General features: G+C 54.8%; 22 protein-coding genes. 20 read left to right on the top strand and 2 right to left on the bottom strand.

Annotation, left to right across the window (positions count from 1 at the left end):
- Positions 1-236: 236 nt before the first annotated feature.
- Positions 237-413: a hypothetical protein gene (locus OSH04_RS11735; protein ID WP_266108520.1), complete on the bottom strand. Its 177-nt coding sequence runs from the start codon at positions 411-413 to the stop codon at positions 237-239.
- Between the two features lie 161 nt (positions 414-574).
- Here OSH04_RS11735 and OSH04_RS11730 point away from each other — a divergent pair, with 161 nt between their 5' ends.
- From OSH04_RS11730 to OSH04_RS11640, 19 genes are all read left to right on the top strand, one after another.
- Positions 575-820: a putative hemolysin gene (locus tag OSH04_RS11730; RefSeq protein WP_026482683.1), complete on the top strand. Its 246-nt coding sequence runs from the start codon at positions 575-577 to the stop codon at positions 818-820.
- A gap of 231 nt (positions 821-1,051) precedes the next feature.
- Positions 1,052-2,974, top strand: coding sequence for a threonine--tRNA ligase (gene thrS / locus OSH04_RS11725; RefSeq protein ID WP_009454405.1), 1,923 nt, complete (start codon positions 1,052-1,054; stop codon positions 2,972-2,974).
- A gap of 46 nt (positions 2,975-3,020) precedes the next feature.
- Positions 3,021-3,545 carry a translation initiation factor IF-3 gene (gene infC / locus OSH04_RS11720; RefSeq protein ID WP_080584954.1) on the top strand — a complete coding sequence of 175 codons (525 nt, stop codon included), beginning with the start codon at positions 3,021-3,023 and terminating at the stop codon, positions 3,543-3,545.
- Between the two features lie 128 nt (positions 3,546-3,673).
- Positions 3,674-4,636 (top strand): glutathione synthase, encoded by a 963-nt coding sequence (gshB, locus tag OSH04_RS11715; RefSeq protein ID WP_060185793.1) that lies wholly within the window; start codon positions 3,674-3,676, stop codon positions 4,634-4,636.
- Complete coding sequence (locus OSH04_RS11710) at positions 4,633-5,040, top strand: PTS sugar transporter subunit IIA (RefSeq protein WP_266108519.1); 408 nt, start codon at positions 4,633-4,635, stop codon at positions 5,038-5,040. The genes gshB and OSH04_RS11710 overlap by 4 nt, the downstream gene beginning before the upstream one ends.
- A gap of 35 nt (positions 5,041-5,075) precedes the next feature.
- Entirely contained in the window at positions 5,076-5,345 is a 270-nt protein-coding gene (locus OSH04_RS11705; protein WP_003800381.1) for an HPr family phosphocarrier protein, read from the top strand.
- 60 nt (positions 5,346-5,405) lie between these two features.
- Positions 5,406-7,118 (top strand): phosphoenolpyruvate--protein phosphotransferase, encoded by a 1,713-nt coding sequence (gene ptsP / locus OSH04_RS11700; protein WP_170978612.1) that lies wholly within the window; start codon positions 5,406-5,408, stop codon positions 7,116-7,118.
- Between the two features lie 318 nt (positions 7,119-7,436).
- Positions 7,437-7,922: a hypothetical protein gene (locus OSH04_RS11695; protein WP_115633590.1), complete on the top strand. Its 486-nt coding sequence runs from the start codon at positions 7,437-7,439 to the stop codon at positions 7,920-7,922.
- A gap of 106 nt (positions 7,923-8,028) precedes the next feature.
- Complete coding sequence (locus OSH04_RS11690; RefSeq protein ID WP_009454398.1) at positions 8,029-8,316, top strand: accessory factor UbiK family protein; 288 nt, start codon at positions 8,029-8,031, stop codon at positions 8,314-8,316.
- Between the two features lie 87 nt (positions 8,317-8,403).
- The gene (locus OSH04_RS11685; protein WP_266108686.1) at positions 8,404-9,558 is read left to right on the top strand and encodes an MFS transporter; all 1,155 of its coding nucleotides are present in this window, start codon (positions 8,404-8,406) and stop codon (positions 9,556-9,558) included.
- Between the two features lie 92 nt (positions 9,559-9,650).
- Entirely contained in the window at positions 9,651-10,328 is a 678-nt protein-coding gene (locus OSH04_RS11680) for a pentapeptide repeat-containing protein (protein ID WP_060185791.1), read from the top strand.
- A gap of 107 nt (positions 10,329-10,435) precedes the next feature.
- On the top strand, positions 10,436-11,959 hold the full coding sequence (locus tag OSH04_RS11675) for a YifB family Mg chelatase-like AAA ATPase (protein WP_266108518.1): 1,524 nt from the start codon (positions 10,436-10,438) through the stop codon (positions 11,957-11,959).
- 537 nt (positions 11,960-12,496) lie between these two features.
- Complete coding sequence (gene rpmI, locus OSH04_RS11670) at positions 12,497-12,694, top strand: 50S ribosomal protein L35 (protein WP_003800367.1); 198 nt, start codon at positions 12,497-12,499, stop codon at positions 12,692-12,694.
- Between the two features lie 16 nt (positions 12,695-12,710).
- On the top strand, positions 12,711-13,070 hold the full coding sequence (gene rplT, locus OSH04_RS11665) for a 50S ribosomal protein L20 (protein ID WP_009454390.1): 360 nt from the start codon (positions 12,711-12,713) through the stop codon (positions 13,068-13,070).
- A gap of 70 nt (positions 13,071-13,140) precedes the next feature.
- On the top strand, positions 13,141-14,163 hold the full coding sequence (gene pheS / locus OSH04_RS11660; protein ID WP_009454388.1) for a phenylalanine--tRNA ligase subunit alpha: 1,023 nt from the start codon (positions 13,141-13,143) through the stop codon (positions 14,161-14,163).
- 77 nt (positions 14,164-14,240) lie between these two features.
- Positions 14,241-16,646 (top strand): phenylalanine--tRNA ligase subunit beta, encoded by a 2,406-nt coding sequence (gene pheT, locus OSH04_RS11655; protein WP_266108517.1) that lies wholly within the window; start codon positions 14,241-14,243, stop codon positions 16,644-16,646.
- Between the two features lie 9 nt (positions 16,647-16,655).
- Positions 16,656-16,979, top strand: coding sequence for an integration host factor subunit alpha (locus tag OSH04_RS11650; RefSeq protein WP_009454385.1), 324 nt, complete (start codon positions 16,656-16,658; stop codon positions 16,977-16,979).
- Between the two features lie 77 nt (positions 16,980-17,056).
- A complete protein-coding gene (locus tag OSH04_RS11645; protein ID WP_266108516.1) occupies positions 17,057-17,461 on the top strand; it encodes a MerR family transcriptional regulator in 405 nt (134 codons plus the stop codon).
- 68 nt (positions 17,462-17,529) lie between these two features.
- Positions 17,530-18,342 (top strand): ferritin-like domain-containing protein, encoded by an 813-nt coding sequence (locus OSH04_RS11640; RefSeq protein WP_083053588.1) that lies wholly within the window; start codon positions 17,530-17,532, stop codon positions 18,340-18,342.
- Here OSH04_RS11640 and OSH04_RS11635 read toward each other — a convergent pair.
- Positions 18,317-20,029, bottom strand: coding sequence for an anti-sigma factor domain-containing protein (locus OSH04_RS11635; RefSeq protein ID WP_266108515.1), 1,713 nt, complete (start codon positions 20,027-20,029; stop codon positions 18,317-18,319). The two genes, OSH04_RS11640 and OSH04_RS11635, sit on opposite strands and share 26 nt — an antisense overlap.
- A 69-nt stretch (positions 20,030-20,098) precedes the next feature.
- Here OSH04_RS11635 and OSH04_RS11630 point away from each other — a divergent pair, with 69 nt between their 5' ends.
- Positions 20,099-20,341, top strand: a complete 243-nt coding sequence (locus tag OSH04_RS11630; protein WP_247965458.1) for a hypothetical protein — start codon at positions 20,099-20,101, stop codon at positions 20,339-20,341.
- Positions 20,342-20,467: the final 126 nt, after the last annotated feature.

Here is a 20,467-nt window from a genome sequence, read left to right as displayed (position 1 = left end):
TCTTTTCCTGACCTTTTGTTGCATGTTATGCACTTTTGCAAGGATTTTTGCCGCAAAAGTAAGCTTGTGTAGCCTAATACTAGTCTTTGTGTTGTCTCTGTGTCGGATCTTGACAATCGTTGACTTCATGTTCTGAAGGTGGCCCGTTACCATACTCTCAAGCTTGTTTTAGTTGGGACTTTGGGATGTACGCCATGATTAATGCCTCGAATCTGATCGATTATGTACCTATGGTATTAATGCTGGCTGGCTGCGGTATTTTGGGCTTTATTTTGTTGTCTTTTTGGCTGCATCGCTCTTGATCTACACCCAGCCTTGTCGTGCTTTGCAATAAAGCACCGATATTTACGCTTGATTTCAGCAGCTTCTTTTACCTGACGTGTTGCTTTTGCTGCACGCTTGCCTTCGCGCACTTTTCATATCAAACAAGTGTAGTAAGCTACTTCCACGATCTGTTTCGCGACCAGCGCTTGAGGGTTTTAACCCTGCGCTAACAGCAGACGCGGCCTGGACAGTCTTCATCTCGAATGATTTGTCAGGCATCAGCAAACATCAGGTCAAGGAGAAGGAAATCATGTTTTTCCGCTTAGTTTCTGCCTGTGCAGGTTCTTTGATGTTGTCGGCATGCGCCAGCTCCACCCAAACGGCCACCAAACCAGTCGGGCAGGCCAATCTGGCTTCCACTTTTTGTCAGCGCATGGGCGGGCAAACCATTGTTCATGAAAGTGGGCGTGGTGCCTACGGAACCTGCTTGATGAAAGATGGTTCGGAATCCGAAGAATGGGCCTTTTACCGTAGCTGGTATCCCCGGATGGACTGAATTCTTTGCCAAATGTGGTTTTTGTGGCGATACAACGCCGCGATAGCGGGCGAAGGTGATAAACTTATCCAATCAAATGTGTTATTTGGGAAGCAGAATCTTATGAACTCAACGCGAACTACCCGTCGGCAAATCTAGCCGTGGCCGCGTAGCGTTTCGTTTGCTTTCCAAGAACGTTCAATTCAAAAGCGCGGCTTTTTCAAGGCCGCGTTTTTTATTTCAGGAAGTGTTATGGTCCGAATCACACTGCCCGATGGCTCCCAGCGAGAGTTTCAGGGCCCGGTTTCCGTCAGCGAAGTGGCGAACTCGATTGGTACTGGCTTGGGCCGCGCCGCCCTGGCTGGCCGTGTCGGCACGCCCGGCACCGAGTCGCGTCTGGTGGACACCTCGTATGTGATCGACCAGGACAGCAATTTGGCCATCATCACCGCCAAAGACGCTGACGGTCTGGATTTGATTCGTCACTCCACCGCTCACTTGCTGGCTTACGCGGTCAAGAGCTTGTTTCCGGATGCCCAAGTTACCATCGGCCCGGTGATTGACAACGGCTTTTATTACGACTTTTCCTACAAGCGTGCCTTTACGCCCGAGGATCTGGAAGCCATTGAAAAGAAAATGGCGGAACTGGCCAAGAAAGACGAAGTGGTTACCCGCGAAGAGTGGTTGCGCGACGATGCCGTCGAGTTCTTCAAGAGCATTGGCGAGGACTACAAGGCAGAGATCATTGCCTCCATTCCGTCCAACGAGCCGATCAGTCTGTACCGCGAAGGCGATTTCATTGACTTGTGCCGTGGCCCTCATGTGCCATCTACTGGCAAGCTGAAAGTATTCAAGCTGATGAAAGTAGCCGGGGCTTACTGGCGTGGCGACAGCAATAACGAAATGCTGCAACGCATTTACGGGACTGCCTGGGCGACCAAGGAAGATCAACAAGCTTATCTGACCATGCTGGAAGAGGCCGAGCGCCGCGACCACCGTAAACTGGGCCGTGAGCTGGATCTGTTCCACTTCCAGGAAGAGGCCCCTGGCCTGATTTTCTGGCACCCCAAAGGTTGGGTGATCTGGCAACAGGTCGAACAATACATTCGCCGTGTCTATCAGGACAATGGCTACCAGGAAGTGAAAGCACCGCAGATTCTGGATTTGTCGCTGTGGAAGAAAACTGGCCACTGGGACAACTACGCTGAAAACATGTTCACGACTGAGTCGGAGAATCGTGTTTACGGCTTGAAGCCCATGAACTGCCCCGGTCACGTGCAAATCTTCAATTCCGGTCTGCATTCCTACCGTGAACTGCCTATCCGCTACGGCGAGTTCGGTCAGTGCCATCGCAACGAACCCTCGGGTGCCTTGCACGGCATGATGCGCGTACGCGGCTTTACCCAAGACGACGGCCACATTTTCTGTACCGAAGACCAACTGCAAGACGAGTGCGCTGCCTTTACCGCTCAGTTGCAAGCCGTCTACGCGGACTTTGGCTTTACCGAAATTCTGTACAAAGTGGCTACTCGCCCAGAAAAGCGTATCGGTGACGATGCGGTTTGGGACAAGGCTGAACAAGCCCTGATCGAAAGCTTGCGCCGTACCGGCTGCGAGTTCGAGATCTCGGAAGGCGAGGGCGCTTTCTACGGTCCGAAGATTGAGTACACGCTGAAAGACGCCATTGGTCGTCATTGGCAGTGTGGCACCATCCAGGTGGACTTCTCCATGCCAGCCCGTTTGGGCGCCGAGTATGTGGATGCTCAGGATCAGCGTCGTGTGCCTGTCATGTTGCATCGTGCTATTTTGGGTTCCTTCGAGCGCTTTATCGGCATGCTGATTGAAAACCACGCCGGTGCCTTGCCTGCCTGGTTGGCTCCTGAGCATGTGGTGGTATGCTGCATTTCCGAAAGTTCAGCCGATTATGCTCAATCCGTGGCGCAAAACCTGAAGAAAATGGGATTCCGTGCCTCCTCTGATTTGCGTGGTGAAAAAATCACTCGTAAAATCCGTGAGCACAGTATGCAAAAAGTGCCCTATATTCTGGTCGTGGGTGAAAAAGAGCGTGAAAACGGCGCAGTCGCCGTGCGTGCGCGTGGTGGCGTGGACTTGGGCGTCATGCCAATAGCCGATTTTTCAGCACGATTGAAGCAAGAGATCGATAGCCGTCAGTAAAACAGGAACGCTATCGTTTTTATCGACATTTTTAGGAGTTTTCGACATCGCAACCGAGAAAAAACATCGCATCAATGGTGAAATTCGTATTCCAGAGGTGCGACTCATTGGAGTCGAGGGTGAGCAGCTAGGTATCGTCAAGGTGCCTGACGCCTTGGCAATGGCAGAACAGCATGATGTGGATCTGGTGGAAATCGCTCCTGCGGCTGTACCACCGGTGTGCCGTTTGATGGATTACGGCAAATTCCGCTATCAGGAACAGAAACGCCAACAAGAAGCCAAGGCCAAGCAAAAAATCATTCAGATCAAGGAAGTCAAATTCCGTCCCGGTACGGACGAAGGCGACTACCAGGTCAAGCTGCGTAATGTGAAGCGTTTTATTGATGATGGCGATAAGGTCAAAGTGACCTTGCGTTTCCGTGGTCGTGAAATGGCTCACCAGGAACTGGGTATGCGCGTACTGGAACGGATTCGCGACGAAGTCAGCGAAATCTGTCAGGTTGAAGCCATGCCCAAGCTGGAAGGCCGTCAAATGGTCATGGTCTTGGCGCCTCGCAAGAAAGCGTCCTGATACTCTTGCACGATACTGCCTGGATCCGCCCAGGAGCATTATGCGTCGCTCGACTCGCTCCCAAGTAGCGGGTCGGGCACAATCGCCTTTGCAGCCCGGCTGCAAAGGCGTTTTTCTCTAGGTGTCATATGCACGTTTTATTCATCATTGATCCCTTGCCCAGCCTGTCGGCTTACAAGGATTCCTCCGTTGCCATGATGCGTGCATTTCTGGCGCGTGGTCATCGCGTCAGCGTGACCTTGCAGTCTGATTTGTACATTTCCCAAAGTCGGGTTCGTACGCGCAGTCAGGCTGTCAGTATTGCTGCAGATGCCGATTTGCGTGCGCCTTCGTGGTGGACACATCCCGAGCCTGCCACCGAGCAGGAATTGAATGTCTTTGATGCAGTCATCATGCGTAAAGACCCGCCTTTCGATATGGAATACTCCTATTCCACGCACTTGCTCAGCTTTGCGCAGGAGCAGGGGGCCAAGGTATTCAATTCAGGCGCGGCCATTCGCAATCACCCTGAAAAACTCGCTATTACCGAATTTCCGGAATTTACCCCACCCACCTTGGTCACCCGTGACATGGCCCGCTTGCGCGCCTTTCACCAGGAACACAAGGATGTGATCGTCAAGCCGCTGGATGGCATGGGCGGCATGGGTATTTTCCGTCTGCAAGATCCCGAACCCAACCTGGGTGCGATTCTGGAAACGCTGACAGCCAATGGTACGCAAACCATTATGGCGCAGCGCTACATCCCTGAAATCGTCAAGGGTGACAAGCGCATCCTGATCATTGACGGCGAACCTGTACCTTACGCCCTGGCTCGCATTCCCTTGGCGGGCGAGACACGCGGCAATCTGGCCGCAGGTGGCCGCGGGGTTGCCCAGCCATTGTCCGAACACGACTGGCACATTGCCCGTACGCTGGGCCCTGTGCTGGCCGCACGTGGCTTGTTGCTGATTGGTTTGGATGTGATTGGTGACTACGTCACGGAAATCAATGTGACCAGCCCAACCTGTTTCGTTGAAATTACTGAACAGACCGGCTTTGATGTTGCGCAGCGTTTTGCCGAGGCCGTCGAAAAAGCGACGGGACGCGCGTGATTCGCCTTGCCTTGATCATGCACGAGCCCCTGGCCAGCGCGTTTGCCAGCTGTGCCGAGCACGTCCTGGGCGAGAAGCCCGATCTGTTTGTCTTTGACATTCAGGCCGACGAATGCACGGATACGGCGGTGGACCGCTTGCTGGGGCAGATGCAAACGCAAGCGCCGGACTCGCCCGCCACACTGATACTGTGTGATCTTTACGGTGCCACCCCCTTTAATGTGGCACGTCGAGTCCAGCAAGCTTTGCAAGATCAAGGGCAGGGCGCTTATTTATTGACCGGCACCAATATGTGCATGGTGTTGAAAGCCTTGACCGAGCGACGTGACAATCCCGAGCAGTTCGCTCAGGATGTCATGGCAGGCGCATTGCGTGGCATTGTTCACGCCGACTGCCATTGCTAATTTGAATTTTCACTTTCATTTTTCCAGTTGCCCTTATGCCTAGCGTATCCATCACGATCAGTAATAAATTAGGTCTTCATGCACGGGCAGCAGCCAAGCTTACCCAGTTGGCCGGCCGTTATAGCAGTGAGATTTTTATCGCGCGTGGCTCTCAGCGCGTGAATGCAAAAAGTATTATGGGTGTCATGATGCTGGCCGCCGGAATGGGGGTCACCGTGGTTGTCGACGCCCAGGGTGACGATGCCGATCAGGCGCTCAATGATATTCAGGCGTTGTTTGACGCCAAGTTTGGTGAAAACGAATAAGGAAGAAATCTGGTCATGAATAGTGCTGCAGCTCGAACCCCGGCGTCTGATTTGTCCGCGATGTTTACCGCTCAAGGCCAAGCAGTCGGTAAGGGGTACGCCATTGCCAAGGCCGTGGTAATGAGCGCAGCAGCACTGGAAGTCCCTCATTACCGGATTGCCGCCGAAGATGTCGATTCTGAAAGCCAGCGCTTGTTAAGCGCCATGGCTAGCACTCGCGATGAACTTCGAGCCATGGTTGATCAGTTGCCTGTGGATGCGCCACGCGAGCTTGCTCCTATCTTGACGGTGCACAGTCTGCTCCTGGACGATCCCATGCTGACGCAGCAAACCTGCGCCATCATTGCCGAGCGTCACTACAACGCAGAATGGGCTCTGACCTCGCAAGGTCAGATGCTGGTTGAGCAGTTCTCCCAAATGGAAGACGAATACCTGCGCGAGCGTGGTGCTGATGTGCGCCAGGTCATCGAGCGCGTACTACGCGTTCTGGCAGGCAAGCCTGCTTTGCTGCCTGGTTTTTCAGCCGCTCAGGAAGAGCCGCTGATTGTGGTAGCACGCGATATTTCCCCGGCAGATATGCTGCGCTTGCGCGGTGGTCATTTCGCCGGTTTTCTGACGGATTTGGGTGGGCCCACCTCGCATACAGCGATTGTGGCTCGCAGCTTGAGTGTTCCTGCTGTGGTGGGTTTGGGCAGCTTCCGCAGTCTGATACGCGATGGCGACTTTCTGATTGTGGACGGCTTCTCGGGTGCGGTAATTGTAAACCCGTCCGAGCAAGTGCTGGCCGAATACCGGGAGCGTCAGGAAGCCTATCGTCGCGAACGGGCCGAACTGGAAGAGTTGCTGGATGCGCCAGCGATGACGCTGGATGGGATTAACGTCCGCCTGGAAGCCAATATCGAGCTTCCCGAGGAGGCCGAGCTGGCTTTGAAAGCTGGCGCCGATGGCATTGGTTTGTTCCGCAGCGAGTTTTTGTTCATGGGACGCACGGATTTGCCTTCCGAGCAGGAACAGTACGAAGCGTACTCCCGGGTGGTAAAAGCCATGAAGGGCAAGGTCGTCACTATCCGTACACTGGATATTGGGGCCGATAAAACCCTGGATGGAGATGCTACGGTAGCGACTAACCCGGCCTTGGGCTTGCGTGCAATTCGCTACTGTCTGGACAAGCCCGAGATGTTTGCCACCCAGCTACGCGCCTTGTTGCGTGCCAGCTTGCATGGACAAATCCGTATTTTGATCCCCATGATTTCCTCCATGAACGAGGTGCATGCCAGTCGTCAGGCTATTGAGTCGGCAGCTCGGGAACTGGAAAAATCCGGTACCCCATTCGCACGCAATTATTTATTGGGAGCCATGGTGGAAGTGCCCGCCATAGCCATCGCCATTGAGCCCTTTGTACAGGAACTGGATTTTCTGTCCATCGGCACCAATGACTTGATTCAATATGTTCTGGCTGTAGACCGGGGCGATGCCGAGGTTGCCAGCCTGTACGACCCCATGCACCCAGCCGTCTTGCGTTTGATTGCACATACGATCAATGCGGCTGATCGTGCTGGCAAACCGGTGGCGGTCTGTGGGGAAATGGCGGGGGATGCGTCGGTGACTCGCATGTTGCTGGGGCTGGGCCTGAAAGAATTCTCCATGCATCCGCAGCAACTGCTGGATGTGAAAAAAGAAGTGCGTCTATCGCATTCCAATGCCTTGCGCGTGAAAGTGGCCAGTGCCTTGAACCGTGCCGAGCGCATCGATCTGGCCACCTTAGCCGCCTAAGTAATTGAAAACAGGCCAATTTAGTTGGCAGATATGTAACAAAGCCCGGCTGTAGTCCTATGAGGGATTCCATTTGTAACAGCGTATCGGAGCCTGGTCGCTCGCTAGGTGCTTGTTGTTAAAGGGTTTGTCATGAAGCTTGAGCTATATCGTCAGAATAATTGAAATCAGGATTTACACTAATAGATTGGTCTGCGTGCTCAGCACCGATAGAATGGCTTTTAGGGGAGTTGTAACAGACCCAAGGCCGAGCCGGAAGTCGCACCAGGCATCGGCCCATTCTATCTAGCGACCTTGGAATAGTAGGAAGGAAATCTTATGAAACTGACTCGTGCTCATTTTGCTGTCATGGCCGCTGCTGCTTCGATGACTCTTTTGGCTGCGTGTTCCAAAGAGGACGACAAAGCCGCTACGAGCGCGCCACCTGCTCCTGTCGCTGCTCCACAATCGACAGCACCTGCCACTACACCCGCACCCGAGGCTGACAAGTCCTTGGAGCAAAAAACGGAAGAACTGAAGCAGGACGCCGCTAAAGTTGCTGACGACGTCAAAAAAGAAGCAGAGGAACAGAAAGAAAACGCCAAGGAAAATACCAACTCCTTGAAGGAAGATGCCAAGGCTGCTGGCGATAAAGTCGCTGAAAAAGCTGGTGAAGCCAAGGATGCAGTAGCCGATGCTGCCAGCCGTACGGGCGATGCCATTAAAGACGGCGCTGCCAAGGCTGACAAAGCCATCCAGGACAAGCTGGGTAATGGTGTTGATTCCTCGCCATCTTCCGTGCCTTCGGAACAAGCCAAACCTTAAGGCTTGAATAATTCGGCTGATTGTCTGGCCAGATGCAAAAAGCGGGTGCCTTTGGCACCCGCTTTTTCTATACTGCTGGTAGTGTCAATATTTTCAGGAGAGGACCATGATTAATCGTAGCGAATGGCTGGAAGATCTGCAAAAAAACGTCTCGGAGCTGATCGCCAAAAGTCCGGCTGCCGATATTGAGCGCAATGTAAAAGCCTTTATGGGTCAGGCCTTCAACCGTATGGACCTGGTTACTCGTGAAGAGTTTGATACCTACAAGCTGATGCTGGAACGCGCACTGGCTCGTGTGGCGGCTCTGGAAACACGTTTGCAAGCTTTGGAAGGGCGGCAAACTCCTGTTCCTCAAGATGGTGACACCTCTGCTCAAGAGGGCAGCCAAGGCTGATCACTTCATTTGAATACGGTCACCAGGCCTGGGGGCAAACAATCGGCCAGCCCCTTTTTTATTGCTGTCTTTCTTGTCTTGACCGGGGTGTGCGCCGCACTGCATGTGTGGAAAGTACCCCCGGCTTTGCCTTTTATGCAGCGCGAACTGGGCATGGACCTGGTGCAGTCAGGTTTTCTGCTGGCCAGTGTGCAAATGGCCGGGATGTTGCTGGGGCTATGCATAGGCCTGATCTCCGAGAAAATTGGTCTGCGTCGCTGCATTTTGACGGGGCTGGGTATTTTGAGTCTGGCCTCGTTAATCGGCTCCTTGTTTGAACATAGCACGCTGGTGTTGCTGGGCCGCATGATAGAAGGCTGTGGCTTTCTGATGGTGGTGCTGCCCATTCCGGCCTTGATCAAACGCATTACCGATACGGCACGGTTGAGCCGAGTCATGGGTTTATGGGGCTGTTATATGCCCGCCGGGGCGGTCTTGATGCTGTGGGCTGGTGCTGCCTGGTTGGCAGTCGGCTCCTGGCGTACCTTGTGGGTGGTTCTGGGTATCTTGACGGCCATCTTCATGATTTTGACCTTCCTTCTGGTGCCACCGGATTCTCAGACTCAAACCAGGAGTGCGGCGCAGCATACCTCTGCTCACCGTTGGTCCAGTCTGCTACGCACGACTTTACGCTCCGGCCGGGTTTGGTTGCTGGCTTTGGCCTTTGGTGTGTACGCGGCACAATGGGCGGCAGTCGTGGGCTTCATGCCCACTATTTACAATCAGGCGCAGATAGCAGTCGGCACTGCCGGTTTGCTGACAGCCTTGATTGCTGCTGGGAATGTCGTAGGTAATCTGGGGGCAGGGCGCTGTTTGCATGCCGGTATCCCACCTCATAGGCTGCTGCAGGCAGGCTACTTGGGCATGATCGCATGTGCGGTCCTTGCGTTTGGGCTGACACAAAGCTTGGTGGTTCAATTTGTCGCTATCCTGCTGTTTTCGATTGTGGGCGGCTTGATTCCAGCTACCTTGTTCTTCCTGTCGGTCACGGCAGCACCTTCGCCGGAGACCACCTCGACCTCGGTGGGCTGGGTACAGCAATGTTCTTCACTAGGCCAGTTTGTGGGCCCCCCTGTTGTGGCGTCGGTTGTACATGCGTTGGGTGGATGGCAGTGGGCTTGGGTCGCGACGGTTAGTTTTGCCGTTTTGGGTTTGATCATTGCCTGGCGCTTGTCGCATTTGGGTCTGCCCAATGGTCGTTAGGCCTTGCTCAGATCAGTACCGGATTAGATGAAACAGATCATGAAAGAGCCAGCTCAATAAAGCTGGCTCAGTTTTTTGGAAGGGAAAGTCGCATGCTCGTCAGTAATGTCCAGATCACAAGAGATGAGTTAGTTAATCTTTTGGCCGCCTCGCATGAGTCTTTGAGTTTCGAGAACTGCAGTTTTGATGATGAGGATCTGTCGGGTCTGGAGCTGGATGGTTCGCAGTTTTCGGGCTGCAGCTTTTTGAATACCCGATTGATACGGGCACATTTGCAAGACACGATCTGGCAGCGTTGCAAATTGGGTCAAGCAGATTTCAGCTTGGCAGATCTCAGTTCGGCGCGTTTTAGTGCTTGTGATCTGCACTTGAGCAAGTGGGTACGCACTCACATTGCTTCCTTGCAGATCGAGGATTCCAAGTTGAGCGGGGCAATCTTCAACGAAACCCGTGGTTTGGACCTGAGCCTGCGTGAGTGCAAGTTGGTCGGTGCCACCTTGCGCGCCATTAATTTCCGCAAGCAAAATCTGGTGCAACTGGATTTCTCCGATGCGGACTTGGGCGGCTGCAATTTTCAGGATGCCGTATTTGACGGCGGCAGCTTGAGGGGTGCCAGCTTGCGAGGGGTGAACTTCAAAGGGGCGGACCTGCGCAGTGTGGAGTTGGGCAGCATTACCTTGTACGACTTGAATAACTCTTTCCAAGGAGCTTGCCTGTCCGTGGAGCAGGCAGTTCAACTGGTCAGCTCCATGGGGGTGCAGGTTCAGTAAAACCCTGGGACCGTACAAGTACGCAGTGATGTTTTAAGGCAGGCATCTGGAGCTTATTTCTCCCGACGGGCAGACTGAATGTTTGCCTTGGAAAGGGAGAAGGGCATATGTCCTTGGCCGTGTTGAACAGTTGTGCCTTGTCGGGCCTGGATTTTATCGACGTGCGTGTCGAGGCGCACGTGGCTCCTGGATTGCCAGCCTTTCATATTGTTGGTTTGCCCGATGCTGGTATTCGTGAAAGCCGGGAGCGCATACGGGCTGCCTTGCAGGCCAGTGGCTTTGATTTTCCCGCTGCCCGACTGACCATCAATCTGGCTCCTGCCGATTTGCCCAAGGATTCGGGACGCTTTGACTTGCCCGTGGCTTTGGCAATTTTGCTGGCAAGCGGCCAACTCAGTCGTCCAGACGACAAGCAACGTGAGCAGGCCATCACAGGTCTGGATCGCTATGTCATGGCCGGAGAGTTGTCTTTGACCGGGGCAGTGGTTCCGGTTCAAAGCGCCTTGACGATAGCCTTGGGTATGGCGCGTCGGCATCCGGAGCTTTGTTTGCTTTTGCCTGCGCAGAGTGCAGAAATGGCGGCCCATGTTCCTGACTTGCAGGTCTACGGGGTTGCCAGTTTGGCAGAGGCGGCGGGGTATCTGCGAGGGGACAAGGAGCTGGAACCCGCATTGGCCAGGCCGTGGCCAGAAGAGTGGAGTGATGGCCCACAACTTTGCTTGTCGGACGTGCTGGGGCAGCCTTTGGCGTGCCGTGCTTTGGAGGTGGCCGCTGCGGGTGGCCATAGCCTTTTGTTGAATGGCTCGCCGGGTGTGGGCAAGACCATGCTGGCTCAACGTCTGCCGGGTTTATTGCCAGATCTGGATCGATACGCTCAGCTGGAAGTGGCCGCCTTGTATTCCTTTGTGCAAGAACAAGACTTTTTCAGCAGGCGACCCCCTTTTCGTGCTCCACATCATAGTGTGTCTACTCCTGCCTTGATTGGCGGTGGTAGCCGCCCAAGACCGGGGGAGGTTTCGCTGGCTCATCATGGCGTACTGTTTCTGGATGAGTTGCCTGAGTTCAGTCGGCGTTCATTGGAGGCGTTGCGCGAACCGCTGGAGCAGGGCTGCGTGCATATTTCTCGTGCCCAGAAGCAAGCGGTGTTTCCGGCGCAGTTTCAGTTTGTGGCTGCCATGAACCCATGTCCCTGTGGCTGGGCGGCGAGCCGTCATCGGGCGTGTCGGTGTTCTCCTGCTCAACGGGAGCTGTATCGGCAGCGCCTATCGGGGCCGATGCTGGACAGGATTGATCTTTTGGTGACCTTAAGCGAGTCCGAACCGGAGCGTGATCAAGCAGCGCAGGCATCCAGTCAGGTCAGGCTGCGGGTACAGGAGGCGATTGAGAGGCAGTTGGCACGTCAGACGGTACGAAATGCTCGTCTGTCAGTGGCTGGTTTGAAAGAACATGGGTGCTTGTCTGCGGAGGCCTTGCAGCTACTGGCCAGTGCACGCAAGCGCTGGCATTGGTCAGAGCGAGTGCAGGGTAGGGTCTTGCGGGTAGCGCGGACAATTGCTGACCTGGCCGGAGTAGAGCAGATTGCCAGACCTCATATCGCGGAAGCATTGCAGTTCCGGCCTGAGTTGCCGTGAATCGAGGTAAGAAGAAGGCGGGTGTCGCTACTGGGTGTGGCAGGATTGGGCTGGCTGCAGGCTGAGGGCGACAGGCGCCATGACTTTCATGGTTGGCCTGTGTGTCGTTTTCCTAGACTGTCAGCCTACGTATGAAATTGCGCGCCTTTGCCTGATAGGGGGGCGAGTATTTTGGTGTTATCGGCTACCAGCAAGATAGGGTGCCGATGTTTTCACCCATCCTATTGATAACTTGCTGCCTGATCTTGACATGGCTAGGCTCGAAGATTGACCAGATCATACGCGCTGGAGGGTATCCAAACGGGGCCACGGTTTCTTGTTTTCCTGATTGGCCGGCGAACAACGCCATAACTGCAAAAAATCCCTTTGATATCTGGACAATCCTTCAGGAATCACCCTATAATCAAGAGCTTTTCCCCTGTTTGGATCTGTTCTGGCAGCGGGCAAAGAAAAAAATAAGTGCCTGTTTTGGGTCATACAAGTGTCCGCCAGCTTCCTAGGCGACCACCCGCAGACACAAATTAGTCGAGTAATTTCATGCCTAAAATGAAAACCAAAAAAAGCGCTTCCAAGCGCTTTGTGGTTCGTGGTAGCGGTTCCATCAAGCGGGGCCAAGCGTTCAAGCGTCACATTCTGACCAAGAAGACGACCAAGAACAAACGTCAGTTGCGCGGTGCCGTCGAGGTTCATAAAGCCGACGTCGCTTCCGTAAAAGCAATGATGCCTTTCGCTTGATTAGGGAGAATCGAACATGTCACGAGTAAAACGCGGTGTTAACGCACGCGCACGCCACAAGAAAGTAATTGCCCAGGCCAAAGGTTTTCGCGGCCGTCGCGGTAATGTATTCCGTATAGCCAAACAGGCTGTCATGAAGGCAGGTCAGTACGCCTACCGTGACCGCCGTAACAAGAAACGTGTATTCCGTTCGCTGTGGATTACCCGTATCAACGCAGCTTGCCGCGAACTGGATATGAGCTACAGCCAGTTTATCGCCGGCCTGAACAAAGCCTCCATCGCTTTGGACCGTAAGGTTCTGGCTGACTTGGCTGTTAAAGACAAGGCAGGTTTTGCTGCTGTTGTTGCACAGGCTAAGAACGCTCTGGCTGCTTAAGCGGTATCTGACTGTATAGTTCACAAACGGGGCCTTTGGGGCTCCGTTTGTTTTTGGAAAGTAACACGCCATGACTTCCTCCCACGACGATCTGATTGCCCAGGCTCGGGCCTTATTTGAGCAGTCTCAGGACGCCGCTTCGCTGGAAAACGCTAAAGCTCGATTTTTGGGTAAACAAGGTGCCATCACTGCCTTGATGAAAGGCCTTGCCCAGATGGAGCCGGAGCAGAAAAAAGCAGCCGGTGCCAGCATCAACGTGCTCAAGCGCGAAATTGAAGATCTGCTGAACGATCGTCGTGCTGCCCTGGCGGCAGAACAATTGAACCAGCGACTGGCTCAAGAACAAATTGATGTGACTTTGCCCGGCCGTGGTCGTGGCACCGGTGGTATTCACCCGGTGATCCAGACCTGGCAGCGTGTTGAAGCCATTTTCCGCTCTATCGGTTTCGATGTGGCTGACGGCCCTGAAATCGAAAATGACTGGACAAATTTTACCGCTCTGAATAATCCAGAGAATCACCCCGCTCGTTCGATGCAAGACACGTTCTATATCGATATGAACGACGAGCAGGGTTTGCCCTATTTGCTGCGTACGCACACCAGTCCCATGCAGGTGCGTTATGCACGCATGAATAAGGCCCCTATCAAGGTTATTGCTCCCGGCCGCACCTATCGTGTCGATAGTGATGCCACCCACTCGCCCATGTTCCACCAGGTGGAAGGGCTGTGGATTGCCGAGGATATTTCCTTTGCCGATCTGAAAGGCGTTTATACGAACTTTCTGCGCGCCTTCTTTGAAAGCGACGATCTGGTCGTGCGCTTTCGACCTTCTTTCTTCCCCTTTACCGAGCCATCCGCCGAGATTGACATGATGTTCTCCTCCGGCCCCAACAAGGGCCGTTGGCTGGAGATCTCCGGCTCCGGGCAGGTTCACCCGCAAGTGGTGCGCAATTTCGGTTTGGACCCAGAGCGTTACATCGGTTTCGCCTTTGGTTCCGGACTGGAGCGCCTGACTATGTTGCGCTATGGTGTTAACGATTTGCGCCAGTTCTTTGAAGGCGATCTGCGCTTTCTTAAGCAGTTCAATCGTTGATTCCTACTTCGCGCCGCTGGGCCTTTTAGGCCCGGTCGGTTCCGGTATACGCCGTTTTACGTCTCCATCTTTGCATCATGTTATTTTCCGAATCGTGGCTGCGCCGCTTTGTGAATCCCAAACTGGGAACTGAAGAACTGGGTCATCAACTGACGATGGCTGGCTTGGAGGTTGAAGAAATTCAAGCTGCTGCGCCTGCTTTTGAGCATGTTGTCGTTGGCTTCATCGCTGAAATTGCCCCCCATCCCGACGCTGACCGCCTGCGCGTTTGCCAGGTCGATGACGGCTCGGGCAAGCTGCTGCAGATTGTGTGCGGTGCGCCCAATGCGGCTCAAGGCATCAAGATCCCGGTCGCCCGTGTTGGCGCAGAGCTGCCCGGTGGCATGAAAATCGGCCCGGTCAAAATGCGTGGCGTGGAGTCCGCCGGCATGTTGTGCTCGGGTCGCGAGTTGGGTCTGTCGCAAGATCACGATGGTTTGCTGGTGCTGGATGCAGACGCGCCGGTAGGCCAGAGCCTGCGCGAACTGCTGGATCTGGACGACCAGATTATCGAATTGAAATTGACGCCTAACCGTGCGGACTGCCTGTCCGTGCTGGGCGTGGCACGCGAAGTAGCCGCCCTGACTGGCGAGCCACTGACACTACCAGACTTCACTCCTGTTCCTGTCACGATTGAGGATCGCGTTTCCGTTACCGTGAAAGACGCTGATTTGTGCGGCCGTTTTGCCGGCCGTGTGATTCGTGGCGTCAATGCGCGTGCCAAAACCCCGGACTGGATGAAAACTCGTCTGGAGCGTAGCGGCCAGCGTTCGATCTCCGCATTGGTGGACATCTCCAACTACGTTATGCTGGAGCTGGGCCGTCCTACACACGTGTTCGATTTGCAGCACGTACAGGCTGGTCTGGAAGTGCGTTGGGCACGTAAAGGCGAGACGCTGGAGCTGCTGAGCGGTTTGAATGTCGAGCTGGATACCGATGTGGGTGTGATTGCGGTTAACGATGTGCCGCAAGGCATGGCCGGTATCATGGGCGGCGAACAAAGCGCTGTCACACTGGATACGACGGATGTGTATCTGGAAGGCGCTTTCTGGTGGCCAGAAGCCATCATGGGCCGTGCCCGTCGCTACAAGTTTTCTTCCGACGCCAGCCACCGTTTCGAGCGTGGCGTGGACTTCGACTCCATTACCCAGCATCTGGAACGCACCACAGCGCTGATCCTGGAAATCTGCGGCGGCCAAGCGGGTCCTATGGATGACCAGGTTGTGGCCTTGCCCGAGCGCAAGCCCGTTGCCATGCGCCTGGATCGTTGCTGCCGTGTTCTGGGTATTCCTCTGGATCAAAAGCAGGTGGAGAGCATCTTCACCTTGTTGGGCCTGGACTTCTCGGTGGCTGACGAAGTCTTTACGGTCAATCCTCCCAGCTTCCGTTTCGATTTGACGATTGAAGAAGACCTGATCGAGGAAGTTGCCCGTATCTACGGTTTTGAAAATATTCCTGATCTGCCTCCGGTCGCTGCTGCACAAATGCGTGTGCCAGTCGAGTCCTTGCGTGGTCCGCACGCCTTGCGCGCTGTATTGGCCGCCCAGGACTACCAGGAAGTGATCAACTTCTCCTTTGTGCAAGAGTCCTGGGAAAAAGATATTAACGGACAGGCTGACCCTATCCGTTTGTTGAACCCCATTGCCAGCCAGTTGGCGGTGATGCGTACCAGCCTGATTCCTGGTCTGCTGGCCAATATTGAACGCAACGCCAACCGCCGTCAGTCGCGCGTGCGTGTGTTCGAGTTTGGCCGCGTCTTCATGCGCGATGCCTCTCAAGAAAATGGTCCGTTGACCGTGGCCGGTATCCATCAGCCCAATCGCATTGCGGCCGCAGCCTGGGGCCCTGTTGTGACCGAGCAGTGGGGACAGCCCGATCGTCTTGTCGACTTCTTTGACGTCAAGCGCGATCTGGAAACCTTGCTGGGCCAACGTGCTGCTCAAGTCCGTTTCGAGCCTGAAGCTCACCCGGCCTTGCACCCAGGCCGTAGCGCCAGTGTGAAACTGGATGGTAAAACCATAGGCTGGATCGGTGAAATCCATCCTCAGTGGTTGAGCGAATTTGGTTTGAATCAAGCGCCGGTCGTCTTTGAGGTGGACGTTGATGCCATCTCTCACGACGAAGTGGTACACGCTCAGGAAGTATCCAAGCAACCCGTTGTGCAACGAGATCTAGCGGTTTGGCTGGATAAGGACGTATCCTATCAAGCTGTGCTGGATACACTGAACCAGGTGCGTAGCACGGCAGCGCAAGCGGCTATCGTCAAAGATATTCAGTTGTTTGACGTCTGGCGCGACAAGAACGATGCATCGGAAAAGAGTCTGGCGATTCGATTCTGGCTGCAAGACAGCGCAAGCACGCTGGACGATGAACGCGTCGAGCAATGCCTGGAAGCATTGTTGGCGGCACTGGTGTCTGCGCATGGCGCACGGGCACGAGCATAAGGAGACACAATGAACGTAGAGCGTACTCTGACCAAGGCAGATCTGGCTGAACTCTTGTTTGAACGTGTTGGCTTGAATAAACGCGAAGCCAAAGATATTGTGGATACTTTCTTTGCAGAGATCCGCGATTCCCTGGCCGATGGTGTCGAGGTCAAGTTGTCCGGTTTCGGTAATTTCCAGGTTCGGGACAAACCCCCGCGTCCTGGTCGCAACCCCAAAACGGGTGAAGTCATCCCGATTTCGGCGCGACGCGTGGTGACATTCCACGCCAGTCAGAAGCTCAAAAGTGTAGTCGAAGGGGCGCCAGTGGCGCCCGAGGATGACCAGGACTGAAGCCTGGTACGTTTGCGTACAGTTTTGCCTGACTGAACGTGTAAAATCACTCCTATTGTCGATGAGCATCAGTGGCTATGAGCACAAACGAAAAGATGGCGACCTTGCCACCTATCCCTGCCAAGCGGTATTTCACCATCGGTGAAGTCAGCGAGCTTTGCTTGGTCAAGCCCCACGTCCTGCGTTATTGGGAGCAGGAGTTTACGCAGTTAAAGCCCGTCAAGCGACGCGGTAACCGACGTTATTACCAGCACCATGAGGTGCTGCTGATACGCCGGATTCGCGGTTTGCTGTACGACGAAGGCTTTACGATCAGTGGTGCGCGCAATCGTCTGGGCGATGGTCCGGATATGCCTTTTGACCAGGAAGCCGCTGTGCGTCTGACCGGTCAGGAGATGCAGGCCTTGCGCACCAACTTGGGTCAGATCCAGGCAATGCTGGATCAAGCCTTGGCAATGACGGATCCGGGCTCGGCTCAGTAATCCGGGGTTGCTAAGCAGGAACGAAGGTCGGCCTTGGTGCCGGCCTTTTTTCATGGAAGGGATTAGCAGTGAACTTACGTAGTCAGGCTCTACAGGCCTTGTTAGTACAAGAGCCGGCTGCCAAGCTGGCAGCAGTACGAGCAATTGCCCATGGCTTGCCCGTAGGGGCAGATGAGCATTTGGAAGAGCCGCCCGGCGTACCGGGACGGCCCGAGGGTTTGCGTTTTGTGAGCCCTCAGCATGTGCCCAAGCGGTCCGTGCGTACGCCCCAGGGGCGAGCAGCCTTATTGCATTCCTTGGCTCATATTGAGTTCAATGCCATCAATCTGGCCTTGGATGTGTTGTGGCGTTATCCCGGTTTGCCCGACGCATTCTATGCAGGCTGGTTACAGGTGGCGGTGGAGGAGGCTTTGCACTTTGAGCTGCTGAGCGATCATCTTCAAACGCTGGGTGTCCGCTATGGGGATTTGCCTGTCCATGACGGCTTGTGGGAGATGGCAGAGCGAACACGCTTTGATCTGCTGGCGCGTATGGCTTTGGTGCCGCGTACTCTGGAAGCACGGGGGCTGGATGCCTGCCCCCTGGTGCATAAGAAGTTGCTGGATGCTGGTGATGAAAAAGCCGCCGCGATTATTGCCATCATCTTGCGCGATGAGGTCGGGCATGTAGCGTTGGGAAATTACTGGTATCGCAAAGTCTGCCAGGAACAAGGTTTGCCTGACTTTGATACGTATGGTGAGTTGGCGCTGCGCTATCGCGCACCGCGTTTGCGCGGCCCCTTTAATCGCGAAGCCCGCCTGGAGGCGGGCTTCACTGTCGAGGAAATCGACGAGCTGGAACGGCTGGATGCCGCTTTTAAGAGCGGGTTGCCGACGAGCTAGCTTCCGTGTTGGGCTTGGGCAGGTTATCCAGCTGCCCAAAGCTCACAATGCGACCAATGTACAGAACGGGGCCTTCCGGTGCACCACTATTGGAGCCGCCTTCGGTTTCCAGCGTCATCTCAAATATCTGCTCATCTTCCACGGTGCCGATCAAAGCCGCGGGTACGGTGATGGGGCGATTAGGATCAATCAAACCCAATGAACGAACTTGCGTGCCGCGTGGTGTGTGTGTCCACAGCTGTACTGACTGCGTTGCTTTGACTTCGGTACTGACCTTGGGCACCAGCAGGACATTGCCTTGTGGGTCTACCGTCGCAATCCAGGCCGGAGTAGAGGATTGGCCAGGGGCCTGCAGGATGGCTGCCTGACGTGGCTTCATCTCAATGACGTTGACAGGTGGTTCCGAGTTCATGTTCATGAGCAGGGCAATCACCAGGCCCAGAATCACGACCGCAGCCAGGCCGCCCCATAAAACAGGCATGGGCATGGCAAAGCCACGGGACTTGCGTTCGCCATCAACAGGTTCGGGTTTGCGTTTTTTCTCTACCGGGACTGACTCAGGCTCGCTCTTGGCGGGCTTTTTCTTGTCGGCGACCTTGGCTGGTGCTGTCGGCGCTGCTTCGGCTGTGACAGCAGCTGCTTTGGTAGCTGGGTCGGAGTCTGCACGCAGTAAGGTGGGGAAGGGCGGTGTGTGATCGTCAGCCTTGTCGTTCGAACTGTTGACGGACCAGCGAGGCTCAGTGCGAGTGGCAGCTTCCGCTTTAGTGTCTTGGTCTGCCGAAGTACTGGTCTTGATACTGGGTTCCTGGCGCTCCGCTTTGTTAACTGGAGCGCTTGTGCTGGCGTTGCCAGTGCTTGCCGATTTGGGGGCTTCAGCAGCCGGACTGCTTGTGTTCCCAGCCTGACGACGTGCGGCAGGCGGAGGCAAGCCCAGGGTATGGTGAATATGAGCCAGGCTGGTGGGGGCAGGCACTGTTGGGGTCAGGCAGTCCACCAGCTCCAGCCACGCTTGCTCCCAAGCCAATGCCAGACGCGCTGCCTGATCATTTTGCTGCATCAGGGTGTGGGCTTGGACCAGTTCATGCTGGCTGAGTAGCCCCAAGGTATATTCGCCAATCATCACTGCATGGCGTGGATCGTTGGCGTTGCCTTCATTGATCAGGGGAGTGAGCTGTTGCAAGCCATGTTGGACCACAGCGCGCAATTGTGCGGGGGAGCGGTTCAGCTGAGGGCCCAACTGTTCGTAACTATTGCCGTGCAGATAGGCATGGATCATGGCGCGTTGGCTGGTGCCATCCAGCTTGCCCATGGCAGGGATGAAACGCTGGCCGGCTTGCGGCTTGATGGCAGGCAGGGCGTAACTGCTATCGCCGCTTTGCGCGCGTTGACGCAGGCGAGCCAGTAGCCTGAACCGCAGAATGCTGTAAATCCAGGCGCGCCCTTCGCCTAAATCGGGGTCATAGCCGGCAGCGTTCTTCCATAACAAAACAAAGCTATCGCGCAGAACCTCTTCGGCATCAATGCGGCGGCCCAATACGGCCTGGCCCAAAGCCAGCATCAAGGGGGCTTCCTGGTCGTACAGCACATCCAGCGCCTGGCTGTCCTGTGCGGCTAACTGGTCCAGGGAAGAAGAATACGAAAAAGAAGAAGACGGCATGGATGGATTTTGCACGGTAAAGGGATTCATGAGCCAGATGTCTGGTATCGGGCGCTATTTTTACTGTGTCTGCGCCAGTTTCAGACAAGCAGGTATTGTATGCCTTTCGTTGAAGGCTTGAAGGTAACAAAGTGCTGGATTGCCAGCATTTTCTTTGCAGTGACAAGCCGTGAATTTCCCGATTTTCAGCACTGGATACTTGCTGGTCAGGTCCCTTATTCGTGTGACTGTGGTTTGCAGGTCAATAATCTGCCAAACAAGCACGCCAACGGCAGGGTCTTGGCAGGGATAAGCAGCTCAAAAGGCTATACTTATTCGTTATGTGCTGCCTGGCAGTTTTGATAATTTCCCAGGCATAGAACCTCATTTCTGTATTCGCATCAAGGACATGGCAGGGCCTGCCTGCCAGTGGAAAGCATAGTCTGCTTGTCCTGCCTTGATTCCAGCGTTGTGCTGCAACTTATTTTT

Origin of the sequence: Alcaligenes nematophilus (assembly GCF_026344155.1) — a bacterium.
GTDB lineage: Bacteria > Pseudomonadota > Gammaproteobacteria > Burkholderiales > Burkholderiaceae_B > Alcaligenes > Alcaligenes phenolicus.
Note: the sequence above shows the minus strand (reverse complement) of the source record. Positions and strands in the feature narration are given on the sequence as shown.

What these genes read in the sequence shown, in the direction of transcription:
- OSH04_RS11705 (WP_003800381.1), top strand. Translation starts at nt 5,076, where the DNA reads ATGCCTAGCGTATCCATCACGATCAGTAATAAATTAGGTCTTCATGCA.
- pheT (WP_266108517.1), top strand. Translation starts at nt 14,241, where the DNA reads ATGTTATTTTCCGAATCGTGGCTGCGCCGCTTTGTGAATCCCAAACTG.
- OSH04_RS11645 (WP_266108516.1), top strand. Translation starts at nt 17,057, where the DNA reads ATGAGCACAAACGAAAAGATGGCGACCTTGCCACCTATCCCTGCCAAG.
- OSH04_RS11650 (WP_009454385.1), top strand. Translation starts at nt 16,656, where the DNA reads ATGAACGTAGAGCGTACTCTGACCAAGGCAGATCTGGCTGAACTCTTG.
- gshB (WP_060185793.1), top strand. Translation starts at nt 3,674, where the DNA reads ATGCACGTTTTATTCATCATTGATCCCTTGCCCAGCCTGTCGGCTTAC.
- rpmI (WP_003800367.1), top strand. Translation starts at nt 12,497, where the DNA reads ATGCCTAAAATGAAAACCAAAAAAAGCGCTTCCAAGCGCTTTGTGGTT.
- rplT (WP_009454390.1), top strand. Translation starts at nt 12,711, where the DNA reads ATGTCACGAGTAAAACGCGGTGTTAACGCACGCGCACGCCACAAGAAA.
- ptsP (WP_170978612.1), top strand. Translation starts at nt 5,406, where the DNA reads ATGTTTACCGCTCAAGGCCAAGCAGTCGGTAAGGGGTACGCCATTGCC.
- OSH04_RS11690 (WP_009454398.1), top strand. Translation starts at nt 8,029, where the DNA reads ATGATTAATCGTAGCGAATGGCTGGAAGATCTGCAAAAAAACGTCTCG.
- OSH04_RS11730 (WP_026482683.1), top strand. Translation starts at nt 575, where the DNA reads ATGTTTTTCCGCTTAGTTTCTGCCTGTGCAGGTTCTTTGATGTTGTCG.
- pheS (WP_009454388.1), top strand. Translation starts at nt 13,141, where the DNA reads ATGACTTCCTCCCACGACGATCTGATTGCCCAGGCTCGGGCCTTATTT.
- OSH04_RS11680 (WP_060185791.1), top strand. Translation starts at nt 9,651, where the DNA reads ATGCTCGTCAGTAATGTCCAGATCACAAGAGATGAGTTAGTTAATCTT.
- thrS (WP_009454405.1), top strand. Translation starts at nt 1,052, where the DNA reads ATGGTCCGAATCACACTGCCCGATGGCTCCCAGCGAGAGTTTCAGGGC.
- OSH04_RS11695 (WP_115633590.1), top strand. Translation starts at nt 7,437, where the DNA reads ATGAAACTGACTCGTGCTCATTTTGCTGTCATGGCCGCTGCTGCTTCG.
- OSH04_RS11635 (WP_266108515.1), bottom strand. Translation starts at nt 20,029, where the DNA reads ATGAATCCCTTTACCGTGCAAAATCCATCCATGCCGTCTTCTTCTTTT.
- OSH04_RS11675 (WP_266108518.1), top strand. Translation starts at nt 10,436, where the DNA reads ATGTCCTTGGCCGTGTTGAACAGTTGTGCCTTGTCGGGCCTGGATTTT.
- OSH04_RS11630 (WP_247965458.1), top strand. Translation starts at nt 20,099, where the DNA reads ATGCCTTTCGTTGAAGGCTTGAAGGTAACAAAGTGCTGGATTGCCAGC.